Here is an 11,320-nt window from a genome sequence, read left to right on the forward strand (position 1 = left end):
AATACAAAATATATCGTACAATATATTATACTCATTTTAGCCGTTCTTTGAAAGTACGAATGAGTTGAGGGGATATAAGGTTAGGGGATATTAATGGGACGACAAGATTCTAAAGATAAATACAAATTGTCCGCTGTGGACTCCATTGAAAGATTACCACTTAGTGAACAAGTTTATTTAACATTAAAAACAGCTATCTTAACAGGCGAATTGATGCCACAAGAAAAGCTTAACGAAGTAAAAATTGCAGAACAATTGCAAGTGAGTGCTACACCTGTTCGCGAAGCATTCCGTAAATTGGCTAAAGATAATCTCGTAGTTATTGTTCCTTGGAAGGGTGTTACTGTAAAGGCGGATACTCCTGAAGAGATTATTGCATTGTATCAAGTGCGTGAAGTAATGGAAGGCCTTGGGGCGCGACTTTGTGCCCGTCATGCCACTGATGAACAAATTAAAGAGTTGCGTGAAATTTGTAAAGAAATGCATCAAATCGAAGAAGCTACAGAACGCGTTGAAGTAAACAGTCGTTTCCATACTATGATTGCTCATTATTCTGGTAATGAACGGGTTGTAGAATACTTAGCGAGCTTCCGTGAACGCGTTAACCGCGACATGTACATTAGCTCTTTTAATGCAGTGAGGACCCATGATTGCGATGATGAACATGATCATATCGTAGATGCTATTGAGCGTCATGATGAAGTGGCAGCAGAAACGGCTATGCGTCAGCATATTAATAATGCATTTATCTTCAAAAAAGCAAATGCTGAAGTGCAACACAAAAAACTTAATGAAGTATAATGCCTATTGTTAGCATGCTTTATGAAAGGCTCCGCCGTTGGCGGGGCTTTTTCTGTACGAGCGTTAATACTGTATTTGATTGGCTTAACTTAGCTTTGGCTTAACTTTAGTTAGCGCGCTGTTCCTCGTATGACTTAGAAATTCTAATCGTTTATAGTGTGACGTAAGATGAGCATTGCAACTTTTATAATCTATGATACGCAACCTTACAAGCTGAGCTACATCAATTTGGAATGCTTCAGCGATTTTAAATAAAATTTCTAAAGACATGCCGGATATGCCTGTGCCACACTCTAGCTTGCTCAAATAACTGCGGCTAATCCCAACGTGGCGTGCTAGCTCGTGTTGGGACATATTTAGAGATATGCGAATGTTGGCAATTTTATGACCTAAACATACATATTGATGTTGTAAAAATGGGTCTTCGTAGGTATTTATTCGTAGCTCAGTTAACGGTGTTGTTGCAGGTTTCATAGGGATTCCTTTCTTTTCCCTGCTCTCTAAATATAGTATACTGAGACTGTTGGTCGTTGACTAATATAGAAAACTAGATATTTATCGGTTATTTCAGATAATTACACGGATTGTGAAAATCGTAGGATACTACTGTAAGTATAGGAGGCAATATGGAAAAATACATTGCAGTTGCCATTGGTGGCGCAGTTGGTGCTTTGTGTCGCATGGCTCTTGGCGAATGGGTTATGACAAAGGTGAGTTCCTTTCCATATGGAACGATTGTAGTCAACCTCATTGGTTGCCTTATTATTGGCCTTGTACTAGGTCTATATATGCAAAAGCCAGATTTATCACAGTTGGCTAGGTTCTTCCTCGTTGTTGGTGGACTCGGTGCATTTACAACATTTTCAACCTTTGCCTTTGAAATGTTACAACTTATGATGACAGAGTCTTATGTACAGGCTTTTTTCTATGGCTTTGTACAAGTTGTAGGGGGCTTAATCCTTTGCTGGATTGGTGTACTACTTGCGCGTATACTCGGTGCAATCTGATCTTACCGAATAAGGTGACTTGAGTTACAGCATAAATACATCTATTTTTATATGATTATTTGGTAAGATACATAGAATTGTTAGAATTTACATTGTATAGAGTTCAGAATTTAAAGTTTGAAGAAAATTTTGAGTATAATACATTACATAGACTTCTAGATTATAAAGGGAGATATTATGAAATCCATTAGAACACAAGATGCCGTAGGGCATGCATTAATACATGATTTGGTACGTATTGTCATCGGAGAGGTGAAAGATACGCCATTCCGTCGTGGCCATGTTATTACGGAAGAGGATATTCCGAAATTACTAGACCTTGGTAAAGAGCATATTTTTGTGATGGAACCTGAGGATGAAGGATTCTTGCACGAAGAGGACGTGGCACGTGCTTTGTACAATATGGCAGGTGGCGAAAATATGCACGATGGACCTATGGCGCAAGGTAAAATCGAAGCTATTGCGGACGTAGATGGTCTCTTTAAAGTTGATGTAGATCGCTTACATGCTATTAATAGCATTGGCGAGCTTACTATCGTAACGAGATTTAATAATACACCGGTGAAAGTAGGCGATAAATTAGCGGGCATGCGTTGTATTCCATTATTATTAGAGGAACAACAAGTGGAGGATGCGAAGAAAATTGCTAATGGCAAGCCTTTACTTAATGTAAAACCATTCGTACGCAAAACAATGGGCATTGTTACTACGGGGTCCGAAGTATTTGAAGGCCGTATTAAAGATGCTTTCACCCCAATCATTGAGGAACGTTGTGCAGAGTTTGGTGTAAATAAAGTAGCCCATGAAATCGTAACGGATAATACAGACGATATTGTGGCGGCTATCGACAAGGTAAAAGCAGCTGGTGCTGATATTATTTTTTGTACCGGCGGCATGAGCGTTGACCCTGACGATTTAACACCAGGGGCCATTAAACGTTATGCAGATCATGTAGTGACATACGGATTACCTGTATTGCCAGGTTCTATGGTTTGTATTGCTTACTGTGCTGATGGTACACCGATTCTTGGCGTTCCAGGTGGCGTATTGTTCAGCAAACCAACGGCATTTGATGAAATCTTGCCACGCCTCGTAGCAAATGATGAAATTACTAAAGAAGACTGCATTCGTATGGGGCATGGTGGTTTTTTAGGATAATCCTCTTATAGAAGATCGAAAAACTATATAAGTCTATACAAAAAGCGGATAGATTTCATATCTATCCGCTTTTTGTTATTAATGTGCTTTTATAATCTATTTGTTATTAAAATGATTTTTTTCCTAGTGTAGGGTGACTACAACGTTTTAGTGTTAATGTATCAATCATGTGGACTGCCTCATCCAATGTGATATCCTCACGCTTTGTCGGTGTTTCGAGGACCGCCAAAGGATGGTCTGTGCCTACCTCACCAGAGGGCAAGTAAATATATTCTTGGTTGATAGTATCACCAAAGATATATCCTGCTTGTAAATGTTCTTTATGAATGCGACTCATGGGCTCTCCTTACATAATTTCTTTCAGTCTAAAGTCTAGGTAATCTGCAGACACTAGCTCTAATTTAGTAGAACCAAATTCCTTTGGAATGCGCTTAAAGGATATTTGATCGTGCAAATGTCCAAAGATACAAGAATCTACATTGTATGTCTCCATGAGTGCTGTAAAGCCTGAAGGAGCGTTGGACTCATTGAACGGAGGGTAGTGTAACAATAACAGTTTTGTTACTGGTGTATTGTGTATGTCGATTGTTAATGGATCGGTCGTTTCAGAACCTGTTGTATCCGCTTTAGTTTCAGCTGTGATTTCTTCTATTAGTGTTTTCACAGCTGCATCCATTTCTTGCAGTGCTGATTCGGTACGCATCAGTTCTCTATCGTAAATGGATTGGTCTGTTTCTGGTGTGAAATGGGAGTCGCCAGGGCAGAGGTAGGCCCGTGTTCCACCAAAGGCAATAATGTGAGGACCTTCTTCTGTTTGAATGAGTTCTGCTGTACCATGGCCTTGTAAAAAGGTGATAGCATCACCCATGAGGTTTCTCATCTTGTTGGCGGAGGCCCACCAGTAGTCGTGGTTACCGCGAATCATATACTTTTTGCCGGGCATAGATGCAATTTCTTGTAAATCGCAAGCTGCTTCATCCAGGCGAAGGGCCCAACTCATGTCACCTACGAGAAAGACGATGTCATCATCTGTCACACGGGCCATCCAATCTTCTTTGATGCGGTTCCAGTGATTATCCCAGTGAGGACCAAAAATATCCATCGGCTTTGTAGGAGGATTGCCAGATAGATGGAGGTCGCCGATGGCAAATACTTTCATAAACATCCTTTCAAATATATCATCAAAATTATTTAGATACAATTTGTATAATTAAACTATTTAGAGGCGTGGAAGTACGGTGCAATGTCTTGAATGATTTTTGCAGCTCGTTCCTCGTCGCAAGTTTGAGGAATTTTGTAACCTACGTAAAGTGGTGTTGTGACATAACGGGCTACTACCTTGATATAGTCGTAGCCGTCTTCAAGATTATATACAAAATAGTTATAAGACTGGCTGTAATTGGCGATGCTGCGCAATACATACCGCAATACCTGTTGTAAACGCAATGCAACGGAGCGAACCGGTGCATCTGGCTTGAAGCGAATATTGTATTCAAAGAATCCAATTATAGGCTGTGTAGACAAGGTGATGCGCACATCTTGATCTTCGTACAAGAGCCAGCCTTCCATATTTTGGGCCGTAATATCTTCGTGGTAATCGTAATCCTCAAGGCCTATAATTTGGCTGTGAGGGTGACGGATGGAACCGCCAGACATGTATCCGTGATTTTTGAAGAAGAGTACCGATTTAAACTCTTTCCGTTCCCGTGTTTCACGCCATTTATCTAGACCAAATTGGAGAATACGAGCCGCTTCATCGGCAGACAATGTAGAAAATTCGCCTTCGTCCGTTTCTGTTTCGATGATAACCGTTGGCCATGTTTTATCTAATACAGGATATTTATTCATGAGCCATATGATATGACCTGATGTATCTAGAATATCCGTTAATTTTGAACGATCACAGAAGGGGCAGCGCACTTCTTCGTTCCGAATATTAACAGGCTTTGTGCGCCCTAGTGCGATGTTAAATCGTAGTGGTTTATTCATCATGTGCCTCCTTCCGTATAAGAAAATCTATACTCTTAATCATACCATAATTAGCCCATTCGTACATGAAATAATGGTATAATAATAGGGTATTATTTTAACGATTAAGGAGGCCTTATGAAACCGACGACGCTCGTATTTCCCATTGATGAACAAAATCGCATATTGCTAGGTCGTAAGAAACGTGGTTTCGGGGCTGATAAATATAATGGATTTGGCGGTAAACTCGAGGCTGGTGAAAGCTTCCGAGACTGTGCTATTCGCGAATTATTTGAGGAATCTGGACTTCATGGTCGCCCTGAAGATTTAGAATGTGTGGCTGCCTTTGATTTTCAATTTCCTTTTGATGAAAGCTTAACACATGTAGGTTATGTGTACTTTTTGCGTGCTTTCACAGGCAATGTAGAGGAAACAGATGAGATGGAACCTCATTGGCTAACAGTAGACGAAATTCCTTACGAGCACATGTGGGATGGTGACCGACAATGGTTGCCAATGCTGCTAGAAGGCAAGAAGTTAAAAGGGCCTATCGTATTTGGCCGAGACAACAGTACGGTAGATAAGATGGATTTGACCCCTGTGGATACCGTTCTTGAAAGCGAACATTTAGCGCGCATTGATCTGTATATTAACGGATAGGTTGGACCTTATTAGCTTACATCAAGATAAGGCTAGTGGATATTAAAGTACAAAAAAGGAGCTATGTAGTTACGAAAGTGGTACTATAGTCCTAAATTTATAATATATTGAGGTAATATGACTGATAAAAAGAACCCTAAGTGGGTGCCACAGCTATTGGCGTGGTATGATGTGCATAAACGGGAGTTGCCGTGGCGCGATTGTGGAGACCCATATAAGATTTGGGTGTCTGAGGTGATGAGCCAGCAGACGCGCATTGAGGCGATGAAGCCCTATTATGACAACTGGATGCGTTTATTCCCAACTTTAGAGGATTTGGCAAAGGCGTCTGAGGATGAAGTTGTTCACGCTTGGCAGGGGCTTGGTTACTATAGCCGTGCTCGCAACTTGCGCCTTGGCGTGAAGGACGTAGTTGAAAATTACGGCGGTATTGTGCCCCGTGACCGCAAGACTATGGAGTCCTTGAAGGGTGTAGGCTCTTATACAGCTGGGGCTGTGCTATCTATGGCGTACAACAAACCAGAGGTAGCTGTAGACGGCAATGTGCTGCGCATTTATGCTCGTTTATATCGCATCTTTGATGATATTTTGAGCACTAAAGGTAAGAAGGCCATAACTGCCATCGTAGAGGAAACATTGCCTCACGATCGACCTGGTGATTTTAACCAAGCCTTGATGGACTTTGGATCTGCCGTATGTATTCCAAAGACGCCGCGCTGTGGAGACTGTCCTATTGTAAACATGTGCGAAGCATATCAACATAAGGATACGGACAAATTACCTGTGCGAATCAAGAAAACAAAGGTTGTAGAGGTTCCAGTATTTGTAGGTATCTTACAATACAAAGATTACTATCTATTGCATAAACGACCTAATCGTGGGTTGTTACGGTCCATGTGGGAATTCCCATCGGTGGAAATGGTATCCACCTTTGACGAAGGGGAACGAGGTCTTGAAGCATTAGTTAAAGACCTAGGTTTTGAACTATCTTTACAACCTGTATTGGTAAAAGAAATAACACATATTTTCTCTCATCGGAAATGGTTTATGAAAGCATTCCGCGGCGATTTGACGTATGCCGGAGATGCTAAAAATATAACGATTGGAGATATCCAGAAGCAATTGCCAAAGGATTGGATGCTCATCAAGCGCGACGAGTTCGCCGACTATGCTTGGGCAGGACCTCATGGCAAACTGACAGAAATGGCAAAATAATTTGTAGGAGCAATGAATGAGAATTCTATTTAATATCATTTTTTCTGCTATCCTCGTAATAGGATTGGTAGGATTTTGGGCTCTATTCCTCAACCTGTGGAAGCCTAAAAAGAAATGGCCTGCTTGGGTAGGTTATATAATTATTATCGGTGCGTGGTTTGCTGCCATCCGATACTATATACTCAATCAAATAGATCTATACGGAACGATGTATTATCCGTTGATGAATCTATTCCGTACTGAAAGTTACGGTTTCCTCTTTGGCTTATTCTTGGCTATTCCTGTATTCATCGTCCTAGGTTTACTATACTGGGCGGTTAATAAGATTTGGAGCAAAACGCCAGAGGAAAATAGAACGGGCCGTCGCGCATTCTTTAGAACGGCAGCCACAGTGGTGCCGTTAGCCACAATCGGTGGTTCTAGTTATGCTGCCTATGTAGGTCAACATGAGATTGAGGTCACTCATGAAAGCTTTGGGTATACGAATTTACCGCCTGGGTTAAAGGACTATAAAATCGTTCAACTCAGCGATATTCATGTAGGGCCAAGCATCGACTTAGACGATCTTGATGAAATTTTAAAGCTCGCCCTTGTAGAAAAGCCTAATCGCGTTGTTATCACTGGTGATTTGATCGATAAATTAGCTTGGTTGCCACAGGTTTGTGAAAGATTAACAACCTTTGCAAAACAAATCCCTGATGGCGTTGATTTCATCTTAGGCAATCACGAATACCATCACGATGTGAATAAGGTGTTAGAGGAATTGAAGCACAATACACCGATGAATATTCTTGTGAATAGCAATATTCAAATTATGGGCGGTAAACAACCTGTATATATTGCAGGTGTTGCGTACGACAATGATCGAGAAAAAGAAAAACGTGAAGCTATGATTGATAAGGCTTTATCTGGTATTCCAGACTATGCCTTTGTTATTCTATTGGCTCATCACCCTGAATTCTTTGAAGAAGCCATTGAACGTAAAATTCCATTGACCCTTTCCGGTCATACCCATGGCGGTCAAATCGTATTTATGGGTGTTCCTGTAGTGCCAACAGGCACTCCATATACAAAAGGACGCTACGTTGAAGAACAAAGCGTGTGCTACGTCAATAATGGTACAGGCCACTGGTTCCCAATCCGTATCAACTGCCCACGAGAAATTACAGTCATTACATTTTTTGACGGAGTAGCTTAGAAGTAAAGATGAGCTCCTTAGAACAAAAGGTGAGCTCATTATAGGGATACAATTATGTATAGTAAATCCTTTATCCATAAATTCCTTATATGTACCATTCTACTTGTGCTATTTGATATCTCTCTACTCTACGATATGACAACGAATATATATAAAGGATATCTCAAAATAGCAATACTAGTGGCAGTTGGATGCCATTTAGATCTATACCTGGAACTCAGTAAACAAGAAGAACTGATAATACAGGCATTTAAGCATGATACATTTGACGAGACCTATGAACTGTTAACTACGAAAGATATGATTTTCATCCTATCTTTGATCCTGTTAATGACTATAAACCTTATAAAATATTAGAAAACCATAGGGTACAAATAAAAAGAGGTATTGTATATGAAAATACAATACCTCTTTTTATTATATGAACTTATATAAAAAATGTGATATATTAGAGTTAAAATTTTAATTGTGTTGATTAAAGAAGAGAGTGTATTATTTATATTTCATGACAGCTATATTATTGTGGATGATATTTAATTGAATGATTGACTAGATCGAAGCATTTGCTATTGTAGATCTATTTTATAGGTGCAGATTAATGTATAGTAAATTTTTTATCTACAGAGTTATTATATGTACCATTCCAATTATTCTTATGGATATAGCTCTTATTAGTGCAATGATAACTGGTGGATACGAAGGAAATCTAAAAGCAGCAATACTAGCGGGGATAGCATTGCACTTAGTTTTATATATATTAAGTCGTAAACAAGTAAAGTTATTAATGCAAGCATTTAAGCAAAATGGATTTAAAGAGATTAATAATCTATTCAATATGAAATATGTTTTTCTAATCGTATTTCTTATGATATTAATAGCTATAAAACTTATGAGATATTAGAGCTAAAGCTTTTAATTATGTTGTGAAAATATAGTTTTTATGGTGGGAGTAAATATATGTTTTTAAAACTTTATAATTATTTTGTGCGAGGCTTGGTACTTTTTTTACTTATATGTATTCCCTATAGTCTTGTCACAAACCCAGAGTTGATTGAAGATGAAGTAGATTTTTATTTCTTTGTTATCGCATATGTATTAATACTTTTGTTTTACGTGGCCTGGAATTATATTTATAACTATTTAAGACGTAAAAGAGGTTAGCATTTGTGCATATTCATTTACCATTAGTTTTAGAGGCCATCCTTTTTTCGTGGATTGCTTTATATTGGCTTATTTATAAAATCTTATTAAGGAAAAAGCTTTCACCCTTATTAGTATCTTTAATTGCTAATTCTGATTATGGTTTTATGAAAGTTCTTTCCTGGGCGGCAATTATTACATACCCGGTTATGCTGTTTAGCATGTTTTATTTCTTAGATTACATCGCTGTGCCAATTGTATTGGTGTGGTTCTTGCAGCCTGTTTTTGTGTTAGCTGTATTATTAAAACAGCCACCTCATAGTCGTTATTATGAATGGGCTAGAAAAAAACAGATGTATGTAGTTCTTTTTATGTTTGCTTACATAATGTCTGCGCTAATTTTGTTAAAAGTTAATAAGCTAATATAAGATTAAAGATAGAAAGCCCCAATACGAAAACGTATCGGGGCTTTTTCCGTTCATTTGAGGTATGAGAGGATGTTACAGATATGTCATAGAGATGAGAGATTTTATTTCATGCGAACTGCTTCAGCGAATTCGTCTTCGGTCATGAGTTTTTCTTCCAAGATGATTTCTTTAATAGAGCAACCGCGTTTGTACGCTTCTTTTACCACCTTAGCACTCTTATCGTAGCCGATGTATGGTGTTAAGGATGTGGCAATCATGAGGGATTGTTCTACGAAGAAGTTGAGTTTTTCTGGTACAAATTCTACACCGTCGATACAGTGTGTTGTGAAAGAATTCATCGCATCTGCGAGGAGGCGACAGCTTTCAACAAAGTCATAGATCATGATAGGCATGTACACGTTCAATTGGAACGCACCGCTACCTGCACAGATGGTCATAGTCGTATTGTGACCGAATACTTGGGCGCATACCATGGTCAAGGCTTCGCATTGTGTAGGATTTACCTTGCCTGGCATGATGGAGGAGCCCGGTTCGTTTTCAGGTAGATGCCATTCGCCGTAACCACAGCGAGGACCAGAGCCTAGGAAGCGCACGTCGTTAGCGATTTTGAATAAGGTAGTAGCCAACGTATTTAGTGCACCATGAGCCATCATGAACGCATCTTTGAGGGCCAGCCCTTGGAATTTGTTGTTCTTCACGCGGAATGGAGCACCTGTTACCTCTGGCAATACAGTTTCCATTACGTCGAGATAGCCTTTAGGTGTATTTACACCGGTGCCGACTGCAGTGCCCCCAAGGGCTACGTCGAGTAGGTAGTCAGCGTTTTGAAGGAGCATAGTTTTCGCTGTTTTTAGACCATCCACAAAGGCACTAATTTCTTGGTCTACCATGATGAAAGTCGCATCTTGTAGGTGAGTACGACCAACTTTTTGCAAGCCTTTCCCTTTTTCTTGCAATTTTTCGAAAGATTTAATAAGGCCGTCCAATGCAGGGATTACCCGTTTTGTAATTTCAAAGTATCCGCAGATATGCATTGCCGTAGGGAATGTATCGTTTGTACTTTGACCGCGGTTTACATCGTCGTTAGGATGGAGTGGGTTGCTTTCATCTAACTGTTTAGCCCGGTGAGCGATTACCTCGTTCACATTCATATTAGTCTGTGTGCCAGAACCTGTTTGGAATACGGTTAACGGGAACTCATCATCCCATTTGCCGTCTACGATCTCATCGACTACTTGAGCGATGAGTTTCGCTTTTTCCTCTGTTACTGCGCCACACTTTGCATTGGTTAAAGCACATGCTTTTTTTACAAGCGCAAGAGCTTTAATTTGTTCAATAGGGATACGGTGGTCACCAATCTTAAAGTTATTGAACGAGCGTTGCGTTTGAGGTCCGTAAATTCGTCTAGTGTCGACTTCGACTGGTCCCATTGAATCGTATTCAATTCTTGTTTCCATAATGTTTACAACCTCCTTAAAAGACATGCCGACCTTATCGTCGGTAATTTAATTATATAAAATCCTATATATTTGTACAGGATAAAAGATAATGATTTCTATTTTCACATAGAAGAGAGTTGTATATGCGATTTATGCATATACATCTTTTCCCTTCTCCCAATATATATGGGATGATTTATATTTAATTTGTATACATGTTTCATATAAGGTCGATTTGAGAGGGGAAAGGCGATAGTCAAAAAACGACTTAGCGGCCCCGCGTAGCGGGGTGGGTGGCTTTGGAGG

12 protein-coding genes are annotated in these 11,320 nt (G+C 39.6%); 7 read left to right on the plus strand and 5 right to left on the minus strand.

The window, feature by feature from the left end; all coding sequences use genetic code 11:
* Positions 1 to 93: 93 nt before the first annotated feature.
* Positions 94 to 801: a GntR family transcriptional regulator gene (locus ACWTVK_RS05340; RefSeq protein ID WP_119209183.1), complete on the plus strand. Its 708-nt coding sequence runs from the start codon at positions 94 to 96 to the stop codon at positions 799 to 801.
* A gap of 84 nt (positions 802 to 885) precedes the next feature.
* Here the strand turns inward: ACWTVK_RS05340 and ACWTVK_RS05345 are convergent, their stop codons facing one another.
* A complete protein-coding gene (locus tag ACWTVK_RS05345; RefSeq protein ID WP_257846885.1) occupies positions 886 to 1,275 on the minus strand; it encodes a helix-turn-helix domain-containing protein in 390 nt (129 codons plus the stop codon).
* A 152-nt stretch (positions 1,276 to 1,427) separates the two neighbouring features.
* On the opposite strand from ACWTVK_RS05345, the gene crcB reads away from it, so the two are divergent.
* Both crcB and ACWTVK_RS05355 read left to right on the plus strand, forming a co-directional pair.
* Positions 1,428 to 1,808 carry a fluoride efflux transporter CrcB gene (gene crcB, locus ACWTVK_RS05350; protein WP_308522228.1) on the plus strand — a complete coding sequence of 127 codons (381 nt, stop codon included), beginning with the start codon at positions 1,428 to 1,430 and terminating at the stop codon, positions 1,806 to 1,808.
* A 177-nt stretch (positions 1,809 to 1,985) separates the two neighbouring features.
* Positions 1,986 to 2,966: a molybdopterin-binding protein gene (locus ACWTVK_RS05355; protein WP_456046192.1), complete on the plus strand. Its 981-nt coding sequence runs from the start codon at positions 1,986 to 1,988 to the stop codon at positions 2,964 to 2,966.
* A gap of 106 nt (positions 2,967 to 3,072) precedes the next feature.
* On the opposite strand, the gene ACWTVK_RS05360 is transcribed toward ACWTVK_RS05355, so the two are convergent.
* The 3 genes from ACWTVK_RS05360 to ACWTVK_RS05370 are packed head-to-tail and all read right to left on the minus strand — an operon-like array spanning position 3,073 to position 4,955.
* A complete protein-coding gene (locus ACWTVK_RS05360; RefSeq protein WP_005385164.1) occupies positions 3,073 to 3,303 on the minus strand; it encodes a hypothetical protein in 231 nt (76 codons plus the stop codon).
* A gap of 9 nt (positions 3,304 to 3,312) precedes the next feature.
* Complete coding sequence (locus ACWTVK_RS05365; RefSeq protein WP_456046193.1) at positions 3,313 to 4,125, minus strand: metallophosphoesterase; 813 nt, start codon at positions 4,123 to 4,125, stop codon at positions 3,313 to 3,315.
* A gap of 56 nt (positions 4,126 to 4,181) precedes the next feature.
* Complete coding sequence (locus ACWTVK_RS05370) at positions 4,182 to 4,955, minus strand: DUF4931 domain-containing protein (protein ID WP_456046194.1); 774 nt, start codon at positions 4,953 to 4,955, stop codon at positions 4,182 to 4,184.
* Between the two features lie 117 nt (positions 4,956 to 5,072).
* Between ACWTVK_RS05370 and ACWTVK_RS05375 the strand changes: the two genes are divergently transcribed.
* The 4 genes from ACWTVK_RS05375 to ACWTVK_RS05390 all read left to right on the plus strand — a co-directional run bounded on the left by ACWTVK_RS05375 (position 5,073) and on the right by ACWTVK_RS05390 (position 9,575).
* Positions 5,073 to 5,594, plus strand: a complete 522-nt coding sequence (locus ACWTVK_RS05375) for an 8-oxo-dGTP diphosphatase (RefSeq protein ID WP_456046195.1) — start codon at positions 5,073 to 5,075, stop codon at positions 5,592 to 5,594.
* A gap of 117 nt (positions 5,595 to 5,711) precedes the next feature.
* The gene (gene mutY / locus ACWTVK_RS05380) at positions 5,712 to 6,809 is read left to right on the plus strand and encodes an A/G-specific adenine glycosylase (protein ID WP_456046196.1); all 1,098 of its coding nucleotides are present in this window, start codon (positions 5,712 to 5,714) and stop codon (positions 6,807 to 6,809) included.
* 16 nt (positions 6,810 to 6,825) lie between these two features.
* The gene (locus ACWTVK_RS05385; RefSeq protein WP_456046197.1) at positions 6,826 to 8,007 is read left to right on the plus strand and encodes a metallophosphoesterase; all 1,182 of its coding nucleotides are present in this window, start codon (positions 6,826 to 6,828) and stop codon (positions 8,005 to 8,007) included.
* A gap of 1,166 nt (positions 8,008 to 9,173) precedes the next feature.
* Positions 9,174 to 9,575 (plus strand): hypothetical protein, encoded by a 402-nt coding sequence (locus ACWTVK_RS05390; protein WP_456046198.1) that lies wholly within the window; start codon positions 9,174 to 9,176, stop codon positions 9,573 to 9,575.
* A gap of 101 nt (positions 9,576 to 9,676) precedes the next feature.
* On the opposite strand, the gene ACWTVK_RS05395 is transcribed toward ACWTVK_RS05390, so the two are convergent.
* Positions 9,677 to 11,032 (minus strand): class II fumarate hydratase, encoded by a 1,356-nt coding sequence (locus tag ACWTVK_RS05395; protein ID WP_456046199.1) that lies wholly within the window; start codon positions 11,030 to 11,032, stop codon positions 9,677 to 9,679.
* Between the last annotated feature and the right edge of the window lie 288 nt (positions 11,033 to 11,320).

The organism is Veillonella sp. Ser01 (assembly GCF_053850375.1).

Coding starts and splice junctions, on each gene's coding strand:
- ACWTVK_RS05340 (WP_119209183.1), top strand. CDS start 94: ATGGGACGACAAGATTCTAAAGATAAATACAAATTGTCCGCTGTGGAC.
- ACWTVK_RS05345 (WP_257846885.1), bottom strand. CDS start 1,275: ATGAAACCTGCAACAACACCGTTAACTGAGCTACGAATAAATACCTAC.
- crcB (WP_308522228.1), top strand. CDS start 1,428: ATGGAAAAATACATTGCAGTTGCCATTGGTGGCGCAGTTGGTGCTTTG.
- ACWTVK_RS05355 (WP_456046192.1), top strand. CDS start 1,986: ATGAAATCCATTAGAACACAAGATGCCGTAGGGCATGCATTAATACAT.
- ACWTVK_RS05360 (WP_005385164.1), bottom strand. CDS start 3,303: ATGAGTCGCATTCATAAAGAACATTTACAAGCAGGATATATCTTTGGT.
- ACWTVK_RS05365 (WP_456046193.1), bottom strand. CDS start 4,125: ATGAAAGTATTTGCCATCGGCGACCTCCATCTATCTGGCAATCCTCCT.
- ACWTVK_RS05370 (WP_456046194.1), bottom strand. CDS start 4,955: ATGAATAAACCACTACGATTTAACATCGCACTAGGGCGCACAAAGCCT.
- ACWTVK_RS05375 (WP_456046195.1), top strand. CDS start 5,073: ATGAAACCGACGACGCTCGTATTTCCCATTGATGAACAAAATCGCATA.
- mutY (WP_456046196.1), top strand. CDS start 5,712: ATGACTGATAAAAAGAACCCTAAGTGGGTGCCACAGCTATTGGCGTGG.
- ACWTVK_RS05385 (WP_456046197.1), top strand. CDS start 6,826: ATGAGAATTCTATTTAATATCATTTTTTCTGCTATCCTCGTAATAGGA.
- ACWTVK_RS05395 (WP_456046199.1), bottom strand. CDS start 11,032: ATGGAAACAAGAATTGAATACGATTCAATGGGACCAGTCGAAGTCGAC.